The organism is Paenibacillus sp. VTT E-133291 (assembly GCF_002264395.1).
In the GTDB taxonomy this organism is placed as follows: Bacteria; Bacillota; Bacilli; order Paenibacillales; family Paenibacillaceae; genus Paenibacillus_AQ; species Paenibacillus_AQ nitricinens.
This window is the reverse complement of the sequence record NZ_NFVA01000096.1, coordinates 1-22,951: the sequence shown is the minus strand read 5'-3', so window position 1 is coordinate 22,951 and position 22,951 is coordinate 1. Positions and strand designations below refer to the sequence as shown.

Annotated in this window: 24 protein-coding genes; 16 read left to right on the top strand and 8 right to left on the bottom strand. The window is 44.7% G+C overall.

Annotated features, from left to right (window positions below):
* The 6 genes from CA598_RS26570 to CA598_RS26545 form a co-directional block, all read left to right on the top strand.
* Positions 1 to 1,299, top strand: a 1,299-nt coding sequence (locus CA598_RS26570) for an S-layer homology domain-containing protein (RefSeq protein ID WP_143812453.1), incomplete at its 5' end; no start/stop codon positions are given.
* Between the two features lie 96 nt (positions 1,300 to 1,395).
* On the top strand, positions 1,396 to 2,802 hold the full coding sequence (locus CA598_RS26565) for an alpha-L-fucosidase (protein WP_373455848.1): 1,407 nt from the start codon (positions 1,396 to 1,398) through the stop codon (positions 2,800 to 2,802).
* Positions 2,803 to 3,201: 399 nt separating this feature from the next.
* Complete coding sequence (gene pnuC / locus CA598_RS26560) at positions 3,202 to 3,879, top strand: nicotinamide riboside transporter PnuC (protein WP_256990657.1); 678 nt, start codon at positions 3,202 to 3,204, stop codon at positions 3,877 to 3,879.
* A complete protein-coding gene (locus CA598_RS26555) occupies positions 3,876 to 4,886 on the top strand; it encodes an AAA family ATPase (protein ID WP_094878452.1) in 1,011 nt (336 codons plus the stop codon). The genes pnuC and CA598_RS26555 overlap by 4 nt, the downstream gene beginning before the upstream one ends.
* 27 nt (positions 4,887 to 4,913) lie before the next feature.
* Positions 4,914 to 5,807 carry an NUDIX hydrolase gene (locus CA598_RS26550; RefSeq protein WP_094878451.1) on the top strand — a complete coding sequence of 298 codons (894 nt, stop codon included), beginning with the start codon at positions 4,914 to 4,916 and terminating at the stop codon, positions 5,805 to 5,807.
* A complete protein-coding gene (locus CA598_RS26545; RefSeq protein WP_094872995.1) occupies positions 5,804 to 6,355 on the top strand; it encodes a riboflavin biosynthesis intermediates N-glycosidase in 552 nt (183 codons plus the stop codon). The genes CA598_RS26550 and CA598_RS26545 overlap by 4 nt, the downstream gene beginning before the upstream one ends.
* A 61-nt stretch (positions 6,356 to 6,416) precedes the next feature.
* On the opposite strand, the gene CA598_RS26540 is transcribed toward CA598_RS26545, so the two are convergent.
* Entirely contained in the window at positions 6,417 to 7,271 is an 855-nt protein-coding gene (locus CA598_RS26540; RefSeq protein WP_256990658.1) for an AraC family transcriptional regulator, read from the bottom strand.
* 207 nt (positions 7,272 to 7,478) lie between these two features.
* Between CA598_RS26540 and CA598_RS26535 the strand changes: the two genes are divergently transcribed.
* Positions 7,479 to 9,554 carry a beta-galactosidase gene (locus CA598_RS26535; RefSeq protein ID WP_094878450.1) on the top strand — a complete coding sequence of 692 codons (2,076 nt, stop codon included), beginning with the start codon at positions 7,479 to 7,481 and terminating at the stop codon, positions 9,552 to 9,554.
* A 44-nt stretch (positions 9,555 to 9,598) separates the two neighbouring features.
* Here CA598_RS26535 and CA598_RS26530 read toward each other — a convergent pair whose 3' ends face one another.
* Positions 9,599 to 10,144: a GNAT family N-acetyltransferase gene (locus CA598_RS26530; RefSeq protein ID WP_094878449.1), complete on the bottom strand. Its 546-nt coding sequence runs from the start codon at positions 10,142 to 10,144 to the stop codon at positions 9,599 to 9,601.
* Positions 10,141 to 10,791: an NUDIX hydrolase gene (locus tag CA598_RS26525; protein WP_094878448.1), complete on the bottom strand. Its 651-nt coding sequence runs from the start codon at positions 10,789 to 10,791 to the stop codon at positions 10,141 to 10,143. Before CA598_RS26525 ends, CA598_RS26530 begins: the two co-directional genes overlap by 4 nt.
* Positions 10,792 to 10,932: 141 nt before the next feature.
* On the opposite strand from CA598_RS26525, the gene CA598_RS26520 reads away from it, so the two are divergent.
* Positions 10,933 to 11,457: a hypothetical protein gene (locus CA598_RS26520; RefSeq protein ID WP_094878447.1), complete on the top strand. Its 525-nt coding sequence runs from the start codon at positions 10,933 to 10,935 to the stop codon at positions 11,455 to 11,457.
* Positions 11,458 to 11,459: 2 nt separating this feature from the next.
* Positions 11,460 to 11,894: a DUF5301 domain-containing protein gene (locus CA598_RS26515; RefSeq protein ID WP_094878446.1), complete on the top strand. Its 435-nt coding sequence runs from the start codon at positions 11,460 to 11,462 to the stop codon at positions 11,892 to 11,894.
* Positions 11,895 to 11,939: 45 nt separating this feature from the next.
* Here CA598_RS26515 and kduD read toward each other — a convergent pair whose 3' ends face one another.
* The 3 genes from kduD to kduI form a co-directional block, all read right to left on the bottom strand.
* Complete coding sequence (kduD, locus tag CA598_RS26510) at positions 11,940 to 12,698, bottom strand: 2-dehydro-3-deoxy-D-gluconate 5-dehydrogenase KduD (RefSeq protein WP_094878445.1); 759 nt, start codon at positions 12,696 to 12,698, stop codon at positions 11,940 to 11,942.
* Positions 12,699 to 12,741: 43 nt separating this feature from the next.
* Positions 12,742 to 13,497 carry a DeoR/GlpR family DNA-binding transcription regulator gene (locus CA598_RS26505; protein WP_094873008.1) on the bottom strand — a complete coding sequence of 252 codons (756 nt, stop codon included), beginning with the start codon at positions 13,495 to 13,497 and terminating at the stop codon, positions 12,742 to 12,744.
* A 132-nt stretch (positions 13,498 to 13,629) separates the two neighbouring features.
* Positions 13,630 to 14,463: a 5-dehydro-4-deoxy-D-glucuronate isomerase gene (kduI, locus tag CA598_RS26500; RefSeq protein ID WP_094878444.1), complete on the bottom strand. Its 834-nt coding sequence runs from the start codon at positions 14,461 to 14,463 to the stop codon at positions 13,630 to 13,632.
* A gap of 235 nt (positions 14,464 to 14,698) precedes the next feature.
* Here kduI and CA598_RS26495 point away from each other — a divergent pair, with 235 nt between their 5' ends.
* Positions 14,699 to 16,375 carry a hypothetical protein gene (locus tag CA598_RS26495; protein ID WP_094878443.1) on the top strand — a complete coding sequence of 559 codons (1,677 nt, stop codon included), beginning with the start codon at positions 14,699 to 14,701 and terminating at the stop codon, positions 16,373 to 16,375.
* Positions 16,376 to 16,769: 394 nt separating this feature from the next.
* A complete protein-coding gene (aspA, locus tag CA598_RS26490) occupies positions 16,770 to 18,194 on the top strand; it encodes an aspartate ammonia-lyase (RefSeq protein ID WP_094873012.1) in 1,425 nt (474 codons plus the stop codon).
* A 106-nt stretch (positions 18,195 to 18,300) separates the two neighbouring features.
* Here the strand turns inward: aspA and CA598_RS26485 are convergent, their stop codons facing one another.
* A complete protein-coding gene (locus CA598_RS26485; RefSeq protein ID WP_094878442.1) occupies positions 18,301 to 18,840 on the bottom strand; it encodes a MerR family transcriptional regulator in 540 nt (179 codons plus the stop codon).
* A gap of 170 nt (positions 18,841 to 19,010) precedes the next feature.
* Between CA598_RS26485 and CA598_RS26480 the strand changes: the two genes are divergently transcribed.
* From CA598_RS26480 to ybaK, 5 genes are all read left to right on the top strand, one after another.
* The gene (locus tag CA598_RS26480; RefSeq protein ID WP_094878441.1) at positions 19,011 to 19,673 is read left to right on the top strand and encodes a bifunctional transcriptional activator/DNA repair enzyme AdaA; all 663 of its coding nucleotides are present in this window, start codon (positions 19,011 to 19,013) and stop codon (positions 19,671 to 19,673) included.
* Positions 19,663 to 20,196, top strand: a complete 534-nt coding sequence (locus CA598_RS26475) for a methylated-DNA--[protein]-cysteine S-methyltransferase (protein WP_094873016.1) — start codon at positions 19,663 to 19,665, stop codon at positions 20,194 to 20,196. Before CA598_RS26480 ends, CA598_RS26475 begins: the two co-directional genes overlap by 11 nt.
* Positions 20,193 to 21,011 carry an SPL family radical SAM protein gene (locus CA598_RS26470; protein ID WP_094878440.1) on the top strand — a complete coding sequence of 273 codons (819 nt, stop codon included), beginning with the start codon at positions 20,193 to 20,195 and terminating at the stop codon, positions 21,009 to 21,011. Before CA598_RS26475 ends, CA598_RS26470 begins: the two co-directional genes overlap by 4 nt.
* Before the next feature lie 86 nt (positions 21,012 to 21,097).
* Positions 21,098 to 21,349 (top strand): YolD-like family protein, encoded by a 252-nt coding sequence (locus tag CA598_RS26465; RefSeq protein WP_094878439.1) that lies wholly within the window; start codon positions 21,098 to 21,100, stop codon positions 21,347 to 21,349.
* A gap of 96 nt (positions 21,350 to 21,445) precedes the next feature.
* Positions 21,446 to 21,919 (top strand): Cys-tRNA(Pro) deacylase, encoded by a 474-nt coding sequence (gene ybaK, locus CA598_RS26460; protein WP_094878438.1) that lies wholly within the window; start codon positions 21,446 to 21,448, stop codon positions 21,917 to 21,919.
* Here ybaK and CA598_RS26455 read toward each other — a convergent pair.
* Positions 21,908 to 22,660, bottom strand: coding sequence for a YdcF family protein (locus CA598_RS26455; protein WP_094878437.1), 753 nt, complete (start codon positions 22,658 to 22,660; stop codon positions 21,908 to 21,910). The two genes, ybaK and CA598_RS26455, sit on opposite strands and share 12 nt — an antisense overlap.
* Positions 22,661 to 22,951 lie beyond the last annotated feature (291 nt).

Below are 22,951 nucleotides of genomic sequence, written 5' to 3'. Positions count from 1 at the left end.
GACGAGGTTCTGTTAGACGGTACCGCTGTGTCGGTGACCGGAAGCGTGTATACGGTTGTTAACATAACTGCCGATCATATGATTAATGTTACGTTTAAGCGAAAAGACACGGGTGGCGAGAACAGCAACCCTCCGACGGGTGGTGGGAACAGTAGTATCCCATCTACCGGTGGTACAGTCAATGGAAATACGGATGCTCATATACTTGTTGTGAAAATGGAAGATCTTACTTCTCCAGCCTCCAACGGAGTCGTGACGATCACCGCCAAGGATAAAGAGAAAATTGTACTTCCTGTCAATGCAGCCGAACTGCTCGGACATCATCAATTGGTCATTCAAAGTGGTCCATTCACGTTGGAAGTACCCGCTGAATTGCTTAAACAGTTGACGGATAAATTGTCCGAAGAAGATAAACGAAACAGTACGATAGAGTTAATCATGACTCGCTTATCCAAATCCGATGCTAACAACCTTCTAGCGATAAGGCAGTCTTCCACACATGCAAAAATTAAAATTTCCGGCAATGTGATCAATTTTAGCTTATCGATTGTCGGAAAAGATGGTAAAGTGACAAGCTTGAACAGCTTCGATAAACCGATGACGATTCGATTCAAAGTAGATCCTTCCTTAAATCCTAAACGGTCTGGCATTTACTATTTGACAGACAACGGTACGCTGGAATATGTGCGAGGCACGTTTATTAACGGAGAATGGGTGGTCGATATTCACCATTTCAGTAAATATGCGGTGCTCGAATTCAAGAAATTATTTACCGATGTTAAGTCCACTCACTGGGCGGCTGATGCGATCGAACAGCTAGCGGCGAAGCAATTTATTGAAGGTACTAGTGCGGCAATGTTCGAGCCAGAGCGTTCTATCACACGGGCCGAATTTACGGCGATGCTTGTCAAAGCGTTGAACCTGACATCGGAAGGCGAATCGAAATTCACGGATGTATCGAAGGGTGCCTGGTACGAGGGAGCTGTTTCCATGGCGGTCAAAGCAGGCATTATTAAAGGAATTAGCACAACGTCTTTCAATCCCGATGCTAGAATCAAACGCGAAGAAATGGTCACTATGATGATGCGGGCGTATGTTATCTTGAAAGACGTCAAGTTGAACGGAAAAACGGCTTCTTCCTTTACTGACGAATCCGCTGTGGCAGCCTGGGCGCTTGAATCAGTAAGAGCGGCGGCGGCCCTTCATTTCATTAACGGCCGGGAAGCAAATAAATTTGTTCCGAGCGGGATCACTTCCCGTGCAGAAGCAGCAGCTTTGCTCAATAGAGTTATACAGTAGCCGTGTAAACCCCCAATTTCTATATTGGGGGTTTACAAGTAATAATTTTACTTTGATGTGATGCGGAGAACTGAAGGAGGCAACCCGATGAATGATATGGAAATCAAGGAACTTCAGCAAGCAGACGCGCCGGAATTGAAAGAAGGCGTCCACGGTTACAGCAGCGAGACGAATTGGGTGAAGCCGGAAAATCCAATTACGCTGGAAAGATTGGAATGGTTCAAGGATCAGAAATTGGCTTTAATGATGCATTGGGGACCTTATTCGCAGATCGAGGCCGAGTCCTGGATTCTCAGCGACGAAGACGGTGATTGGGCGCGTAAAGATGTCGACTGGACGAGCGACTACGAAGCGATGAAGCGCGAATATTTCGGACTCAACCGCACGTTCAATCCGTTCCGCTTCCAGCCGGAGCTATGGGCGGAAATCGCCGCCGAAGGCGGGTTCAAATATTTGATTTTTACGACAAAGCATCACGACGGATATTGCATGTGGGACACACATACGACGAATTACCGAATTACTGGCTCCGAAACGCCGTTTCATGCACATCGCTATGCCGACGTTTGCAAGCATGTATTTGACGCTTTCCGCAGCAAGGGGCTTGCGATCGCCGCATATTTCTCGAAGGCGGATTGGCAGTCGCCATATTACTGGGCGCCAGGAATGGAGCGGGGCAGCCATACGTGGAGAGGGCCCTCGTACTCCCCCGGGGAATATCCGTGGCTTTGGGAGCAATTCGTCGATTTCACCCATGAGCAAATCATGGAGCTGATGAGCCTTTACGGCCGGATCGATATCTTGTGGCTGGATGCGGGCTGGGTTAAAGATAGCGACCAGGTAAAGCAGGACATTCGGTTGGGCGAGGTCGTCGAGCGCGCCCGTCAAACACAGCCGTGGCTGCTATCCGCGGATCGAACAGTCGGAGGGCCCTACGAAAATTATGTGACGCCGGAGCAAACGATTCCGGAGCGTCCGCTGAACGTGCCGTGGGAAAGCTGCATAACGATCGGCACACAGTGGGCTTTCAAATACGATGACCAGTATAAATCGGGGAGAGAGCTCGTTCGCATTCTGATGGAAGTCGTATCCAAAGGCGGGAATTTGGCGCTTAACGTAGGCCCTCAGCCCGACGGACGATTGCCGGCTGGGGCGGTTAAGAGTATCAAGGAGTTGGGCGCATGGATGAAGGTTTACGGTGAAGCGGTATACGGCACACGTGTGTGCGGGCCGTATTTTACCGGTTCCTGCGCGTTCACCTCGAAAGGAACTACCGTTTACTGTACGTACTTGTATGAAAGCGCAGATGAAGCCGTAGCCAAGCTCGTTCATATTCCTTATCAGGAGCCTGTTTCAGGCATCAAGCTTGTCGGAAGCGACGCTTTGCTGAAGGTTGAGCATACGCCGGAAGGAATCTCGATCACGCTCCCGGATGGCGAATTGAACGGGCAGGCTCCGATCGCCCATGTCTTCCGTATGCAGAAGGGCGAGGATGCAAAGTGAACGATAAGATTCTTGCTTTAAGTCTATTATACGATGAGGTCTGCGGGCAATAATACGATCGCGGCGGCGGATAAAAAAAGTAGCCGGATGACAAATATATGTTTGAACGCCAACCCGCGTAAATCGCGGGTTTTTTCCTTTGTCAGCGTATATTCTTGTCAGAAATCATTGTCAAGAATATGTACCGTTAGCCGATTCACGAAATAGGCTTATGCTAGGAAGAGGATACTGACCATGGACTGGAACCAGATTTAAGTTGGAAATTATTTTCACCTTTTTATTGCATCTCCCTCACCTTTTTGCTATATTTGTTATTAACAAATTGTTATTATCAAAAAGTTACTAACAATAGACTGAATGGTGAAGATTAGGAAGTTTAATGAAAGGGAGCGGATGAAAGTGAATAAAACATGGGGTGGCTGGAATCTGTTTGAAATCGTCTGGCTAGTTTTGTTTACCTCTATTGCTGTTGCGTTTACGGTTATTTCTAAAGATTCCTTATTCGGATTTACGGTCTTTATCACCGGGGTGATGTGTGTGGTGCTCGCGGCGAAAGGAAACCTGATGAGTTATGTTTTCGGAATGTACAATACTGTCGGTTACGCGTACTTGGCTTATATAAATGGTCTATTTGGAGAGGTCATGCTGAATTTGTTATTCTTTGTTCCTATGAATATCGTTGGCTTCTATATGTGGAAAAACAACCACCAAGACGGCAAACTATCCATGCGACAGATGGATCTTAAGGGGCTCTTCCTTGTTGGAGCGGTCTGCGTAATAGGCTGCCTGTTACTGGGAATCGGCCTATCGTTCATCCCAGGGCAGAACTCGCCTTATATAGATGCTATTACAACGGTATTATCCATTGTGGCTACCTTTTTAATGGTCAGAAGATTTAAGGAACAATGGCTGGTCTATATTGTTTTGAATATGTTTACGGTGCTGTTGTGGGTAATTCGGATGATGGAAGGCAGTGGCGAGGGGTTGCTGATGATCATCATGTGGAGTGCGTATCTGGTTAACGCGGCTTACGGCTATTACAATTGGAATAAAGGGGTTAAGGAGGTGTCGGCATGAAGAGGCTTGGATTAACGCTGGGGAAGTTTGCCCCGTTGCATAAAGGACATCAATTCATGATCGAGACGGCGTTGCAAGAGGTAGAAGAATTGATTGTGGTAATCTACGAAACGACGGTGACTCCGATTCCGCTTCATATCCGGGCGAACTGGATCCGCAAGCTCTATCCAATGGTCCGGGTAATCGAAGCTTGGGACGGTCCAGACGGATATTCGAACGATCGGGAGCATGAGATTCGAGAGGAGAAGTATATTCTGGGGCTGCTGAAGGGCGAGCAAGTGACGCATTTTTATTCTAGTGAGTTTTACGGTGAGCATATGAGTGTCGCATTAGGCGCGGTGGATCGGCGGGTGGATGAAGCCCGTGAGCAGGTGCCGATTTCGGCCACGATGGTACGTGCCGACCCTTATAAATACCGCAGATTTATAAGTGATGTAGTGTATAGGGGGTTAATCACGAAAGTGGTTTTTGTGGGAGCGATGTCCACTGGCAAATCTACAATCACTGAAGCGCTGGCGCGGCGGTATCGCACAACCTTTGCGAGTGAATATGGGCGTGATTACTGGACCGAGCATCAAGAAGATCGTAGAATCAGCCTAGAAGCGTTCGATGAGATCGCTTTAGGCCATATAGAACGTGAGGAGCAGGCGCTGCTGGAAGCTAACCGATATCTCTTTGTCGATACAAATGCAATTACCACATATATGTTTGCCTTGGATTACCACGGCCGGGCTCCTGAGTGCTTATCCCGGATCGCATTAGAAAACGCGCAGCGCTACGATCTATTTTTCTTGTGTGACGATGATATTCCTTATGAGGATACATGGGACCGTAGCGGGGACCAGAAGCGGCATATTTTTCATAAGCAAATCATTGCGGATTTGAAAGAGCGGCGGATTCCCTATATCGTGTTGCGAGGAAACCTAGAGGAACGAATGCACAAAGTAAGTGAGGTCTTGACAAAGTTTGAGCCCTACCAGAACTATTTCGGAGAGTTACACGGCTAGGATAAAGAACAAAGGAGGCAAGGACACATGAATTTGTTGGATCGCGATGGACTTACGGAACAGCAATTTCTCGAGCAGTACCGTGCCGGGGATTTCGAGCGGCCTTCGGTGGCGGCGGATATGGTCATTTTCACCGTTACGAACACAGAGGCGGACAGCTACCGCAAGCTTCCGGAAAAAGAGCTGCGAATTCTGCTCATTCAACGGGGAGGTCACCCGTTCCTGGGCAATTGGGCACTTCCAGGCGGCTTCGTCCGGCCGGACGAGACGACGGAGCAGGCGGCGGTGAGGGAGCTGCATGAGGAAACTGGTGTGGATGAAGTTTATTTGGAGCAGTTGTACACCTTCAGCGATGTTGGAAGGGACCCTCGTACCTGGGTAATGAGCTGCAGCTACATGGCCTTAATCAACAGTGATCAGGTACAGCTGAAAGCAGGAGATGACGCTGACCTAGCTGCCTGGTTCAAGGTAACCTATCGGCTTCTGCGCGAGCGGAAAGAGATTATTGAGGATGGGTATGTGAAAACGAAGGAATACGAGCTCAAGCTAAGCAGCGATGATGAAGAGTTTACGGCAGTTGTGGGTCGGACGATGACATCAAAGTCGGCCTCTACGTCAACCGCATACTCCATTGTATCAAATGACGGATTGGCTTTTGATCATGCAAAGATTATAGCTTGCGCTATTGAGAGACTGCGGGGAAAAGTGAATTATACCGATCTTGCGCTAAACTTGATGCCGGATCTCTTCACTTTGACGGATCTGCAGCAGGTTTATGAGGTGATCTTAGACAAAGAGCTGCTGAAAGCCGCATTCCGGCGTAAAGTAGCGGATCTCGTAGCGGAGACGGATCATTATACTGAAAATGCGGGACACCGTCCTTCCCGCTTGTATCGAAGAAATATGGAGGAATATCAATGATTTATAATATCGAGCAGTTAAGAAAAGCTTATATCGCGGGCAAAACGTTCAAGTTTGTGTTCTTCTGGGGCCATACACCGCCAAAGCACGACGGTGTCGACAAAAGCTGCTTCAGCCAATGGTGGATGAGTCCTTTCTTGGTAGAGGGGATGGAGTATTCCTGTGTCGAGCAGTTTATGATGGCCGAGAAAGCAAGACTGTTTGGAGATGACGAAATGTTGGACGCGATCCTTAAAGCAAAGCATCCCAAGGAGATGAAAGCTTACGGACGTGCAGTAAGAAACTTCGAAAATGACACTTGGGATAAAGAATGCTATAACATTGTCAAAAGAGGAAATATAGCCAAATTTTCGCAGAATCCGAAGCTTGGGGAATATCTCAAGTCAACGAAAAACCGTATTCTCGTCGAAGCTAGCCCACAGGATCGCATCTGGGGAATAGGTATGAGCCAGTCCAATCCGGATGCGGAGAATCCCGTGAAATGGAGGGGGAGGAACTTACTTGGATTCGTGCTGACCGAAGTGAGGGACGAATTGCTGCGAGATTAACTTCTACCGGAATTATTTTTGATAAAAGAATGAAAAGATAACGAGATCCCTTTGGATTTCGTTATCTTTTTTGTTCACTCTCTAAAAGTCTCTCCTTCATCACCCCAGGCGTACAGCCATAAGTATTTCGGAAGATTCGGATAAAATAATTCGTCTCCATTCCCAGTTGAACCGCAATATCCTGAACGAGAATATCAGCATTCTCTGTCATTAACTGTATCGCACGTTCTAGTCGCAGATTCTGTAGATATTTATGTGGAGTTACGGCATATTCCTGTACGAATAGACGCTGGAAATGCTGGACGGAATACCCTACAGCAGCAGCTAGATTGGAGATAAGGAGTGGCTCAGTATAATGTTCGTTAATAAGCTCAACCGCCTTAGCCAACGCACCATTACGCACAGACTCAAGTTCAAAACGACTGCCTGAGGTGTGTTTGGATTCAGAACGTCGTAACATCAGAAGTAATCGATATAGGGTTATAGATAGATCCTCCATCCCATGCTCGTCTTGGCGACTAGCCGTCTGAGTGTTCGCCGTATGCCAGATCTTTCCGATCTCCTCCCAACATTGTTCAAAACGAGCAGGGTGATAGGGGGAAAAAGGGAGAAGGCCAATCCCCTCCAGCAAGCCTTGTGATTGAATGCCTTCGATCCCGATGAAGCCGACATGCCACGGTTCATGTGAGGTTGGATAATATTCATGTCCTCGATCTGGAGGGAAGGCGAAGACCATTCCAGGTTCTAGTGTGATCTCAGTGCCGCTCTCCAGATCTCGAAAGAGTCCAGTTCCGGTACGAATCAGAAAGATTTGGTGCACAGGAAATCCAGCAGGACGTACATGATGAAATTGGATATGACGACCTACAGAATAGGGATATAAAGGAAGTGTCTCCGCGTCGCGCGGTAATTCTATCAGAGAAAAAGGAAGCAGGATGGTTCACCTCATATTCATTTTGTGCTATCACTTCGAGAGTATATTCCTACTGCTGAAGACGACTTTTCTTTTATTATAAATAGTATAAATGATGATTCGTGATTTAGATAGCTAAGGCGTCTAACTAATCATCAGAGAATAGTCCCATTCATAACATGGGCAGAATTGAGAGGATGATCTTACACAATGAGTAAAAAACATTCCCCGATTAGCAGCAAAGCTCCAGTGATGCTGCACGGTGCTGATTATAATCCTGAGCAATGGCTGAAGTACCCGGAAATTTTGCGTGAGGATATTCGTTTGATGAAGCTTGCGAACTGTAATGTGATGTCTGTTGGGATTTTCTCTTGGGTATCCCTAGAGCCTGAAGAAGGTGTATTCACTTTCGATTGGCTGGATAGTGTATTGGATTCTTTTGCAGAGAATGGGATTTACGCATTTCTCGCAACACCTAGTGGAGCGCGGCCCGCTTGGATGTCTGAGAAGTACCCTGAAGTTCTAAGAGTGGAACGTAATCGTGTTCACAATTTACATGGCTTCCGTCATAATCACTGCTTCACCTCCCCTGTGTACCGGGAAAAGACTGCAATTTTAAATGCGAAGCTAGCAGAACGTTATAGCCAGCATCCTGCGGTTATCGGTTGGCATATTTCGAATGAGTTTGGTGGCGAATGCCACTGTGATCTTTGTCAAAATGCTTTTAGAGATTGGTTGAAGGACAAATACAATAACAGTCTGGATGAGGTGAATCATGCTTGGTGGGCTACGTTTTGGAGTCATACCTATACTTCATGGACACAAATTGAATCCCCGGCTCCACACGGAGAGACGCAAGTGCACGGCTTGAATCTCGACTGGCGTCGGTTTGTCAGCGAACGGACGATTGATTTCTGTCAGCATGAGATCAATACTGTTCGCCCGTACAATCCAGCGTTGCCAATTACAACGAATATGCATATGATCGATGGCATTGATTACCGCGAACTGGCTAAAATTCTGGATGTTGTCTCATGGGATGCTTATCCAGAATGGCATTATACTGAAGACGGTGACGATGCTAGACTGGCCGCATGGACGGCGATGCACTACGATTTAATGCGTTCTTTTAAAAAGAAACCGTTCCTCCTCATGGAAAGCACGCCATCACTTACGAACTGGCAATCGGTCAGTAAGCTGAAGCGTCCTGGCATGCACAAGCTGTCTTCGCTTCAAGCGGTAGCGCATGGTTCGGATTCTGTACAATATTTTCAATGGCGTAAAAGCCGGGGCTCTAGTGAGAAGTTTCACGGTGCAGTGGTTGACCATAGCGGCCACTCCGAGACTCGTGTGTTTAAAGACGTTACAGAGGTAGGAAAGATGCTGGCTGGAATGACAGAAGTAGTAGGTACATCAACTCCAGTAAAAACAGCAATTATTTTCGATTGGGACAACCGCTGGGCGATCAAGGATGCACAAGGCATTCGTAATTCTGGATTGCGTTATGAGGAGACTGTACTACAGCATTATCGTGCACTTTGGGAGTTAGGCATTCCGGTTGATATGATCGGATCAGGGGATGATCTGTCCGATTATAAGCTGGTAATTGCACCTATGTTATATCTGATCAGTGAAGAGAATGGAAAGCGTATCGAGAAGTTTGTTGAACAGGGCGGAACATTCCTGGCAACCTATTGGTCTGGTGTCGTTAATGAAACGGATTTATGTCATTTGGGTGGATTCCCAGGACCGCTACGTAGAACGCTCGGCATTTGGGCGGAAGAGACCGAAGGGCTGCATAGCCGTGATTTGAATGGTGTTGTAATGCAGGCGAGCAATGCACTTAATCTAAGTGGAGATTATGATGCGCATGAAATTGCTGAGCTGATCCACTTGGAAGGTGCAGAAGCATTAGGCACTTATCGCAGCGATTTCTATGCTGGCCGTCCTGCGCTTACGGTAAACCGTTTCGGTGAAGGAAATGCCTATCATCTCGCTACTCGTGTGAAAGACGCCTCTTTCTACGTTGAATTGTATGCTGCAATCACTTCTAAAGCAGGAATTACTCGTGCGCTTGATAGTGAGCTACCAACTGGTGTGACAGCGCAGCTTCGGACGGATGGAGAGAGCGATTATATCTTCGTGCAAAACTTCAGCGGAAGTCCGCAAACGGTACAATTAAATGGAGAAGAATACACAGATATAACTTCAGACACTGCTGTTCCGGCTGTGTTGAATCTAGCGGTAAATGATCTCGCAATGTTGAAGCGTAAATCGTTAGTATAAAAAGAAGGCAGGACCTGAGGAATTCAGGTTCTGCCTTTTTAAAATTAATCTATAAATCGTCCCATCATAATCGTGTTATAGAATTTTCCGTCTGCAAGAATCTTATCATTCTTTAATATTCCCTCGATCTCAAAGCCAAGCTTCTGATAAAGGGTAATAGCTTTGTCGTTTGTTTCGAGGACATTTAAAGTGATTTTTTGGATACCGTTAGCGTCGGCCCAAGCAATAGATTCTGCTAAAAGATTTTTTCCAATTCCATAACCCCAATAATCCTGCAGCACACATACTCCGAACTCGACTTTATGAGCCGATCTTGCTAATGAATGACCTTCGCATCTAGAGAACCCAACGATTTGATCATTAACTACCGCGATTAGAAATAAGTTACGTAGTTTCTCTGAATCAGATTGAATTAGCTGCTGAAACCCTATTTCGTCTATAAAAGCCTCCCCTGGTTCTCTGTCTAAATTCTCGGTCTCCCCATCGATTTGTACTCTTAATTTGGACAATGTCATTGCATCCGTAGTGTTTGCAGATTTAATGGTGTATTGGGTTCCTTTCACGGCAAATGTTCGTTGATTAATAATCATTTGTCCTCCTTTACTACTGCTGATTTTAGAAATATTGCCTCGATACCCTCGATAATACGAGTATAATAACTCACTTCATGGGGTACAAAATGGGTTTTGTCTACATCCTGCTCAATGGTAATTCTATGTCCATGCGCATCGATTTGAAAACCGTTGACTTGTAGACTATGTATTTCTCCCTGCCAAAATCTGCGGAAATCAGAGAACTTAGCTTTGACAATGCCAGCGACCTCTTCTTTTTGTAGCTGAAAATCTTCTAGACGATAGGGATTGTTATAAACAAAGACATGCGCTCGTTCATTATCGATAAGGTTTTCTTTTCTCATACTGTAAGGAATTGTCCCTAGCGGGGTCAGGTCTTCAAAAGATAGCTCTAGTCCCAGCTCTTCATGAACCTCGCGTGTTCCATCTTCTACAGTTTCGTTTGCTAGCAAATGTCCTGCGGCCGTGATGTCCAGTAGTCCCGCATAATCTTGTTTCTGTTCACTGCGAAGTTGTAAGTAGATATAGGGTATTTCCTGATCTTTGCTTATAAACCAGCAGTGGAAAGTCTCATGCCAATGTCCTAACCGATGTACCTCTTCACGTGGAGCCGTACCTGTTCGGTTGCCTCCTTCATCAAAAATGGTAAGTATCTCATTATGCATAGAAAAGCTCCTTTATGATGATTTCTTCTTCCTAAAGCCTATCATAAAAATGTTCGAATTACCCTGAATGTTAGGAGGTTCTTATTGACAACAGCTAGAATGAAATGTATATTTTTGGATGTTAATCAAAGGAGGAGTTAAATGAATTTAGTAACCATGAAGCAGAAGGATTTGGACACTTTAAGTGATGAAAGACTAGGATGGGCCTGTATGGAGCCTACCTTTCAGCAGATTCGCGCAAAATCACCATCGATCAAATCCGAAGTGATCTCAAAGCTCACAGATGGACAGAAAGCACTTTGTATGTTCAGAGTAATGCATGATCACAGCCGTAATTCCGAAGGGGAGTATTATGCTTGGATTTCTTACATGCAAGACCAGCCGGGGTATTGGACAGGAGTGATGGGAGGTATACGATTTTTTGGCGACGAACCAATGCAACTTTTGCTTCAGGAAACAAAGGCATTTCTCGAAGAAAGAAACAATCGACTTGGAATACAGTGGGTTGATGCTACCCTCACGGATCTCGATCGTGACCCTGAGTTGTTGAGAGGGATGAGTGGTTTATTTGAACGGTTTAAGAACATAGCCGAAAATAGCCACCGATTGATTGGCGAGTATATTCGGGCACATCCGGGAGAATTTGTGGAGATAGAAGGCAAATAATTATGAAAAAAAGTAAATTATTTTTATTATTTCTTATAGTAATAAATCTGCTTCTTTACGGAGTTCCCTTATATCACAGTTATAATTCATTTCAAAATCTTGTACTGGATCGAATCGATGCTACTCAAATCACCTCCATTAGAGTTCTTAAGAGTTCTAATGAACAAGATATTAAAGTGGATGACCCGAAAGAAATTGAAAAGATCATACATGAGTTTTCTGACGTGAAATTAAAAAGAAGTGATGCATCCGAACGACCTGCGGAGACCTATTGGATAAGAATATATGTAAATAAAGATCAGCGCTTTGGAATGACACTCTATGGCACAGATTACTTGTATTTCAGCGATCGATCTAGTAATAGTAAGTATCACTCTGGAAATTTTAAGATTACTAGTAAATTTGATGGGGAATCCATTATAAGCTTGTTTAAGTAAAAATAACCCGCTGCCACAGGCAGCGGGTTAAATATTTTAGGTTATTTATCTAGCCATCCATCCGCCATCTACGTTAAGAATATGACCATTCAAGTAGTCTGAAGCTGCGGAAGCCAAGAATACAGCAGGACCTCTTAGATCATCTGGTGTTCCCCAACGTGCAGCTGGAATACGATCTAAGATTGCGTCCGAACGACTTTGGTCGGCACGGATTGGAGCTGTATTTTCAGTCGCCATGTAGCCTGGTGCAATCGCATTGATGTTCAGACCGGAGCCTGCCCATTCATTGGCAAAAGCTTTAGTAAGACCTGCAACCCCATGCTTACTCGCGGTGTAGCCAGGGACATTGATTCCGCCTTGATAGGAGAGCATAGAGGCGATGTTAATGATTTTGCCGGATCCTCTTTCCAGGAAGTGGCGGCCAGCGATCTGAGACAGAAGGAACACTGTGTTCAAGTTCAGGTTAATAACATCGAACCAGTCTTTTTCACTGTGGTCTTTTGCCGGAGTACGGCGGATCATTCCTGCACAGTTCACTAGAATGTCTACATGACCAGTCAGTTCAAGTGCTTGATCAAATGTGTTTTGCAGGTTGCTATGATCACTTAAGTCAGATTCGATGCTAACCGCTTTTACGCCAAAAGCTTTTGCAGCGTTTACGGTTTCTTGACTTGTATTAAGTGATACGGCTGCTATATCCGCACCTGCTTCTGCGAAGGCAAGGGCAATGCCTTGTCCAAGACCTTGAGCTGCACCGGTTACGAGTGCTGTTTTACCTGCCAAGCTGAATAATGATGATGACATTATAAATTACGCCCCTTTGATTAAATGGATTTAATTCCGGTTATTACTCACATTCAATGGCAACGCCTGCACCGCGGAACTGTTCTGCCGTTTCGGGAGAGAGTCCTTTATCTGTTAAGATAACGTCAACTTCCTGCAGAGAAGCGAATGTACGCAGCGCAGTTTGGCCGAATTTATGATGATCCACAACCGCGAACACTTTACGGGCAGTAGACACAAGGGCTTGCTTAAACTCAATTAAATCTCCTGTATAAATAGAAAGTCCATGTTCGATATGAATAGCTGTCGAGGACAGAAATGCTTTTTGAATATTAAGTTGTTGCACATAGGAGACGGCTTCAGGGCCGGCCAACATATTGCGGACACGGTACCCCCCGGGAACGACGAGACGAATATGATCTTTGAGAACCAGTTCGCTGATGATGTATACATCATTGGTGACTACCGTTATAGGCATATTGTCCAGGCGTCGGGCAATTTCAAGCGTTGTGCTCCCGCCGTCAAGAGCTATAATATCGTCCTTTTCAATATGGGCAAGCGCGCGCAAGGCGATCTCCGTTTTTTCGTCGGAATACTTATCCAGTGGATCCTTAGAGGGCAAAATACCAAACTGGTCGCTTTGTGCCAGCACAGCTCCGCCATGTACACGTACAATCAGTCCTTGCTCCTCCAGCTTGCTCAAATCCTCACGAATTGTTTTTCCCGTAACCTGTAGCTTATCGCTCAGTTCATTCACCGTTACATCTTTTTGGTTCAGCATAACTTCCATTATCATCTCATGTCGTCGTATCGGGTTCATCCGCTTGCCTCAGCTTTCCGTAATTGATTAAAATTATAAGAAAGTTTAAGTTTCACGCTAGACTCTTCCTTATAATTCCCGCACAAACGCTTATCGTCCTTAAAAGGACGCCAAAGGCGTTTTAGCTTGTCTCTATTGTAGTTCTTTCATGGATACGGGGTCCATATCATCATATCTTTTATTATCGCCAGCCATACTCCAGATAAAAGTATAGTTATGAGTACCAACACCACTGTGGATGGACCAGCTTGGGGAAATAACCGCTTGTTCGTTTTGCATTACGATATGGCGAGTTTCATTAGGCTCTCCCATCAAGTGGAACACAACGGAATCGTCCGGTAGATCAAAATAGAAATAAGCTTCCATCCGGCGTGGATGTGTATGTGCCGGCATCGTATTCCACATGCTACCTGGCTTCAGTTGAGTCATACCCATAACTAACTGAGCGCTTTGTACGCCGTTTGTATGAATGAACCGGTGAATGGTACGCTCGTTGGAGTTCTCCAAACCGCCCATCGCACCGGATTCGGATTCAGCCAGAGTGGTTTTAGTAGTTGGATAGGACTGGTGAGCAGGTGCAGAATTCAAATAAAATTTAGCGGGCTTGGAAGCGTCTGCACTTTTGAAGATAACATCTTTAGAACCCTGACCAACATACAGACATTCTTTGAAATCTACTTCATATTCTGTACCATCGACAATAACCGCCCCTTTACCGCCAACATTGATGATCCCTAGCTCACGGCGCTCCAAGAAGTAAGTAACCCCAAGTTCTTTAAGGTCAGTTGTAAGTGCAACTTCTTCCTTAACAGGATTAGCACCGCCAACGATCATACGATCCTCATGGGTAAGTACTAGCTTCAGTTCATCGGGTGCAAAAATGACAGGAATATGGAATTCCTTGCGGAGGCGCTCAGTGTCAAACTGCTTAACTTCATTAGGATGGGATGCAAAACGTCTTTCCATGGATTATTCAATCTCCTTCAAAAGCATATTTTTGTTCGTATAGGTACAATTTACTCCATTTATGTTCATTTTACAAGTGTTTATTTTTATATATTGGTTCATTGTAGTTTATTTATAAGTTTTAATAATTGCAAAATGAACGAAAAGTGTGCACAATAGATCTAAAATGCTTAGTTCTCATTTATAGGATTGTTATCATACTATTGAAAATTGAGATGTGGGAGGTTGAACTTGAATGCTGGAGTCGAATGGTATTCAGAGTACTTATCAGGACCGTCAACAAGAAATCATTATAAGTATAGCGCTGGAAGCGCAGAGACGGCCTCTGCTTGAGAGTGGACTCTGGTTCCACGATGATGTGCGAAATAACTTTTATTATGCCTCATATCTTTTTGCAGCTGCAGTAGATGATTCTTTGTCGTTGCCTTTTGACCGGGAAGAAGCAAAGCAGAAGGCACAGGATGTGCTGCTAGAGACATTAATGCTACAGAATCGTCAACCTGGCACGGAGCTATACGGGCACTGGCCGCTTGGATTGAATCCGGTTCCACGTGAGGCTTCACCGCATGAGTTACCTGTGGAAATTATGGGCAGCTTGCTGGTTTACTTTTGCAAAAGATATGGTGGAGCACTAAACGCTCAACTTCGCATTGTCCTGAATACAGCATTTGGACACATTTATCGGAGTGGTTTCTACCGTAAGCCGGTAATCACTTTTGGACATCATGAAGCGAAATATACAGCAGCAAAGCTGATTTTTGGCACTCTGTTTGCAGATGATGTGCTCGTTGAAGATGGTCGGCAAAGTTTGAAGGACACATTGACGTACATCCGCTCTAAGGGGATGCCAGAATACGGCAGTCTCCCGTGGTTCTGGCATTGGATACAAGCGTTTACCTGCGCTTTGGAGCTTGTCCCAACAGAGGATACGGATTTAATAACTACTCTTAAAGAGATGCTTGATCATCTTTGGATGGTAAGAGCTGAGTTTTATTTACGCGGAGCTTGGGTGGGTGCACATTCTAGAGGTTGGCCACATGATGTACCAGGAGATGCTAATGTGCTTCATGACTATATTCAATTCGGGGACTTCAAGCTTTCAGTGGCAATGCCACGTACGGAATACGCTGGACTCCTGTTCTATAAAGCACCAAATGAGGCTTTAACAGCTGCAATGAATCGCCAGACGCCTGTGGAAACCACTAAGATTACACAGAAGGTAGTCCCAGCAGATCCGAACGCTCAACCGTTGCTTCATTCTTATGCCTATATTACAGAGGATTATGCAGCAGGCGGGATGTGGGAGCGAGTAGAAGAATTCGACAATGAACAGCTCCGGTGGGCTTTTTCCTTGCCTGTAAGTGGAGAGGGTGGGGGGAACCAGCTGTATTTCTTCCACCCAGGTCAATACTACAATTCGGGAGATCCTCGCCATCAGAGTCGTTATATGGAGGTCCTTTATCACAAAAATGTAGTTATTTCTTTATTTCCCATTCCTCAGGGGGAAAAAAATACGATTATCGGTGTTCTTCCTCACGGGGAGTGGATGCAAGGCCTGAACGCCTTGTTCGGTCACGTTGGCGATGTCTATTTCGCAATATATCTATCTCATCCATATCATCTGCAAAAACATAAGGGATACATTGAGGTAACAGCTACGGGGATGCCGGGTGGGGTGATCGTTGAGGCGATCGGTGTTAAGGAGTCTGCAGAGCGTGGAATCATCGGACTGGATGCATTTGTAATAGCTATGGCCCATAATGAACCCCGATTTGAGACGGAAGACGGATTGGCGGCTCATTATACGACCAGTAATGGCGATAGATTGCATTTGAGTATGAAGAGCGAGTCAGAGCCACCGCGAGCTTTGCTGAATGGTGAGAAGATCTCTTTGGAGAACTATACGGTTTAATAAGAACTCAACATATTTGTGAGTAAAGTTTGGATAGAGTCGACCTTAAGGTCGGCTTTTTTTATGTAATAATCCGATATGAACAGTTATGATTCGATTTCACTTTAGAGTCCGTGTGCAAAAAGCCCGATGAACTTCTAATGCATTTACTGCAATAGAATCTAATTAGTGTGCATACTATGCTATAGCTTTATTTGGAAATTTACTCCTAATAAAAACCAGCTTTCCTTTAAGGGCAAGGCTTTCGTGATCTTATTTGAAATTAATTACATTAATCTCTAATTTTATGAGAGACATTTATCACAATAAAGGTTAATATCTAAGTGAGACATATGTATGAATGCGCTTTCTTAAATCCGATCAAACCTAACTCAAAGAATGCGAGGGATTTACTGTGACAGGAACTGAATTTCGTGTAGAAAATGATTTTCTAGGCAGCAAACAAGTAGATAAGAACGCATACTATGGGATTCAGACATTACGCGCAGTAGAGAATTTTCCAATTACGGGTTATAGAGTGCACAATGAATTAATCAAAGCGATGGGGATCGTAAAGAAAGCCGCTGCGCTTGCAAATATGGAAATTGGCAGGCTCTATCGTGGGCTTGGAGAAGTTGTTGTGAAAGCAGCAGATGAGATCATCGAAGGTCAATGGCACGAACAATTTATTGTAGACCCTATACAGGGTGGTGCAGGTACCTCGTTAAATATGAATGCCAATGAAGTCATTGCTAACCGAGCATTAGAGCTGCTTGGTCATGAAAAAGGAGACTATCGTCATTTAAGTCCCAACTCTCATGTGAATATGGCACAGTCTACAAATGATGCATTCCCTACGGCTATTCATATTGCGACGCTTTCTCTTCTGGAACAACTGCTTATTACTATGCGCAGAATGCATGAGGTATTTGCAGACAAAGCCAAGGAATTCGATCCGGTTATAAAAATGGGACGCACGCATCTACAAGATGCAGTGCCGATTCGTCTGGGCCAAGAGTTCGAGGCTTATCGCAGAGTACTTGAGAGAGATATCAAACGTATTGAACATACACGTCATCATTTGTATGAAGTGAATATGGGGGCAACGGCTGTAGGAACTGGATTAAATGCTGACCCTCGATATATCGAAGTGGTTGTAGAGCATTTGGCTGAAATAAGTGGATTGCCGCTAGTAACTGCAGATCATCTTGTGGATGCTACGCAAAATACAGATGCATACACAGAAGTATCTGCTGCCCTAAAAGTCTGTATGATGAACATGTCCAAGATTGCTAATGATCTTCGGCTCATGGCTTCTGGTCCGCGGACAGGATTTAATGAAATTTCACTCCCTGCACGTCAGCCAGGTTCCTCCATTATGCCAGGTAAAGTCAATCCAGTAATGGCGGAGGTCATCAATCAGGTGGCTTTTCAAGTGATAGGAAATGACCATACAATCTGTCTGGCTTCCCAAGCGGGTCAACTGGAACTGAATGTTATGGAGCCAGTTCTAGTGTTTAATCTCATTCAGTCCATCAGCATCATGAACAACTCCTTCCAAGTCTTCACAGATTTCTGTCTGGCTGGTATTGAAGCCAATAAAGAGAAGCTAGAGCGGGATGTGGAGCGGAGTGTCGGAATCATTACCGCAGTTAACCCACATTTGGGCTACGAAGTGGTTTCTCGTATTGCTCGTGAGGCGATTTTGACAGGAGAATCTGTTCGTGATTTGTGCCTTAAGTATAATGTGCTATCCGAGGAAGAGCTCAATCTGATTCTGGACCCATACGAAATGACGCATCCAGGAATCGCAGGCTCAGCTTTATTGCAGAAGCAATAGGGGATTACCTAACCGTTAATCGCTGACTTTGTCATCCATGTGCTACGATATTTAATAAGAACCTACTTCAACGTTAGTTAGAAGTAGGTTCTTTTGTGTTTCAGGCTTACAGGAAAAAGAATGAGCGTAATAGCCCGCGCTTCCTCGGTGGAGAGGGTATTCTTGTACTAGTAACGGGATGGGAAGCTTCATTTGACGTGAAGACGTTGACTTTTGTAGCTTGCATGGGTTCTAGGGTTGCCGCTAATTGTTTGATCATTATCCGCAGATCCTCAAGCTCCTCACGCTGCTGAAGTAACTGTATCATGACTACTTCGTCGGCTTTTTGATCAAGGGTGCGTTCAATATAATGAATCCGGGACAATATATCTTGCATAGGCTCAGTGTCTGTGGAATGTAGTGGATCTTGCGGTGACTTGGATATTTGAATTTCATTCGAGACAGGTAATTGAATACCTTCCAGTGGTTCTCCGTGATTAATACATTCTTTAATATGTGTGAGCAAGCTGATTTGCTGCTCTGAAAAAGTATAGTGGCCAAATCGGTCCTTTGGAAAAAAATCAGGGAACATAGCAGCCCAACGTTTGATCGTTGTTTGGCTAACAGACAACAGCTCTGCGGCATCCTTTGTTTTCAAAATTTCCATTTTGATTCCTCCAGTTCAGGTAGTCATGTTATGAGTAATTCGTTGTTCAATTGCTGCTCCCTGCACGGTTGACAAAGGAAGTGCGGATTCGATAAACAAAGTGTAATTACGAGCAATCTCACCATTCTTGGATTTCACTATCTTGCTTTTACATTCTAGAATGAGTACAGATGACCCTGAAGCGGGGTATACTTGGTTTAGAGGTGAAGCGTATGGATAAGAGTGGAGAAGTGGAAAAGATGACTGAGGAGCAATGGCAGGCTATTTTGCAAAATGATGCAGCTTATAACGAAAAATTCTTTTATGCTGTGAAGACTACGGGAATCTTTTGCCGACCTTCCTGCAAGTCCAAAGCACCTAACCGGGAGAATGCACGTATCTTTCAAAATGCAGAACAAGCATTAGAATCTGGATTTCGTCCCTGTAAAAGATGCAAACCGACGGGTGAGCGGCTGCCGGATAAGGAGTGGGTGGCTGTAATGACTGAATATATCGACAAACATTATCATGAACCTCTTACTCTTGAAACGCTGGCAGAAGTCTGTCATGGAAGCCCTTATCATCTGCATCGAACCTTCAAGAAAGTAACGGGAATCACGCCAGTGGATTATATACAGCAAAAGAGAATCGTTCAGGCATCTGAATATTTGGTTACCACGGATCGGGATATAGCTGATATTGGATTACATGTGGGTCTGCCAAATACGTCGTATTTTATTACCTTATTTAAGAAAAAGACGGGGCTTACCCCAACGAAGTATCGACAGCTTAACAAATTAGAATTAACGAATCATTCTGAATTATTCTTGGGGGTACAGAAAAATGGAGAGTAGACCAAGTGCAATCATATACTGGACATTGCTAACTTATAAGGAATGGAGTTTCTATATCGCAGCGTCGGAGAAAGGATTAAGTTATGTGGGGTCGCAGCAGAAGCCATTCGAAGAGATGAGTGACTGGATCAGCCGTAGATTTCCTGAAAGTGAACTGGTGCAGGACGATGAGAAAATGGTTCCATTTGTACAGGAACTGATCGAATATTTGCAAGGGGTACGGCAAGCATTCAGCATTCCTTTTGACTATCGTGGGACTCCATTTCAACTCGCGGTGTGGAAAGCGTTATGTGAAATTCCATATGGACAAACGTGGTCTTATTCGGACATCGCCACATATATTCAAAAGCCTGCTGCAGTACGCGCGGTAGGGACAGCCATAGGTGCAAATCCGATACTAATTACGGTGCCCTGCCACCGAGTGATTGGCAAGAATGGAACATTAACTGGCTACCGCGGGGGATTAGAGATGAAGACTAGGCTGCTTCATTTGGAAAGTGGAAAGACTGCTCAAACATTATGAACAATGAGATCCAGTACAAGACCCCAAAGACCTTACTAAATAAAGGGACGGGTTATCTGAACGGATACAGTCATTCTTTAAATCCATATACCGGCTGTACTTATGGCTGTTCTTATTGTTATGTGCGTCAAATGCCCGTTTCACTGTTTCGTCAAGAGGAATGGGGAACGTGGGTAGATGTCAAACAAGAAGCCGCAGCTATTTTGCGCAAAGAACTCCAGAAAGCAAAATCTAAAGGACCGGTCTCCATTTTTATGTCCTCTAGCACAGATCCTTACCAACCGATAGAGCATAAGGAGCAGGTAACCAGAGCTTTACTGGAGGTTATGGTGGAGACCCCGCCCGATTTTCTGTTCGTGCAGACGCGCAGTCCGCTCGTACGCAGAGATATAGATTTATTATTACGCTTAGAAGATAAGGTTCGCGTGAGTATGACTGTAGAGACGGATCGTGAAGATATTCGCAAAAAATTCACACCAAGTGCTCCGCCCATATCTTCAAGATTAAAGACACTGCAATTACTGCGTGAAGCGGGCGTTCCTGTTCAAGCTACCATCGCTCCGGTATTGCCGAGCAGTACGTCTTTTCCAGAGATCCTAAGGAGCTTGGTGAATAGAGTCTGTATCGACGATTATTTTATGGGAGATGGCAGTGGGGGCAAACGGACACGAAGATTAGGTATTTATTCCCTTTATGAAGAGCTGCAATTGGAAGAATGGTACGATCCGGCGGCTTATCGCAGAGTGTACGATGGACTCCGGAGTGTTTTTAATGAAGATGAGCTTTTCTTGAGCCAGAAGGGGTTCGAGCCTTAAACTGAAACATGATATAATAAACGAGAGCATTCATACTTAGTATTTTAAAATACTTAATACCTGTAATCGCTTATTGGAGGAGTAGAGTGGCAAAAGCAAAAGTGGCCAAACGGCCCACGAGAGATGAATTTGTACTTGAGGAGCTAGGCAATCAGTTAGTTGAAGCCAAGCAAGAAGGTTCTGAGATCTTATTAACCGTATGGGGAAAAGAAGATCAGGTACGTGGAACAATTGTTGAAATGGATTCACGGACTGGAAAAGTACACATCAGTAAAAACGAAGGTATCGAAAAAGTTCCGTTTATGGATATTATGCAAGTTAATTATCCCAGAGATTAATGGGAACGCAGCAATAAGAGGTCCTGTGAGCCATGTTGGCTTTGGGGCCTCTTTGACCATATAGTATCGAATAGATTAAAGAGAGGTAGATCAGATATGACAGTAACTAAAACCAATGCGATGCGAATGCTAGATGCGAAGAAAATTGGATATGAAGTGTTTGAGTATGACAATGAGGATGGACTAATCCATGGTACGGCAGTTGCGGAGAAGATTGGAAAGGCGGCTGAGACGGTTTTTAAAACTTTGGTCGCTCATAGCGGAGCGAATCTTTATGTATTTGTTATACCAGTTGCTGAGGAGCTGGATCTCAAAAAGGCGGCCAAAGCCGCCGGAGAGAAAAAGATTGAGATGCTGCCAGTGAAAGACTTACAGAAGTGGACGGGTTATATCCGTGGTGGATGTTCACCAATCGGTATGAAAAAGCTATATCCAACGTTCATTGATAGCGGTGCAGAAAGTCAGGAAACGATAGCCGTTAGCGCCGGGAAAATTGGTCAACAAATGGATGTATCACCGCAGCTTCTTGCAGGGGTAACCAATGCAAAATTCACAGATCTAATTAAATAGATGAGCAACAAGAAGACCTAAATACTCCTTCAAGGCTGTGCCTGTAGTGGAGATGGCTCCTGGCGAAGGAGTGAACTTTGAGGGTTGCAACGAAAATTCAGCGCTGGCGATATAATCTGTAGGAAAAGCTTGCGCTGTTAGCCCTGCATTCTTGAAATGCTGCATCGAGCGGGGCATATGAAACCCTGATGTGACTAGTACAGGACGCTTAAGTCCCTTCTCTTGTAGGATTGCGGCGGTATTTACAGCATTCTGCTCCGTATTAAGAGATTGATTGTCGGTCAGGATATCCTCTTCGGGGACACCGAGTCCAAGGAGTTGTCTTTTGGCGATATCCGCTTCATTGCCGCTGTCGGAGAAGACTTGTCCACCAGAGAATAGGATGGGTAAACCACTCGCATGATGTAGTCGTACAGCTGTAATTAGCCGATTTGCTGCTGATCCATATAAGTTGCCCTCGCCATCCATATCCGGTGTCCCGGAGCTTGCACCTCCACCAAGCACAACGATGACATCTCCTTGCAATGTATCCGGTTGAGGATATTTTCGTTCTAAACCTCCGATTAACGCATCGCTGACTAAGGAAGTCATGGAGAAATACATAAGAAGTGTAACGCCAAGCAGGACAAGCGCAGGACGACGGTTCTTTTTCCATAACCAAATGACAAGACCGAGCAGAAATAGGATGAAAAGTCCTGGAGGAAGCACAAAGCTGTATACAAATTTGATGATGTAAATCAACAGTATCAACCGCCTTCGTAAAGTATGAGTTCAGGTTGTATTGTAACATGAGTTGGGGTGTTCGAAGTTATATTAAAGACCGGTATGGTCTTTTTTTATTTGATGAGAAGCTTAATATAGAACTAGATTGGGAACGGGATTAAGCTAAGGGGCAGGATAGTGTGATTAGTTATCGAATAACTCAAGAAAGAATAGGGGTTTTCTGTTATCTAAACTATGAGGTGATATTTTATGGATTATACAAAGTGCTTTAAGGAAGTTTGAACTGTGACCCGTAAGATGGAAACTTTG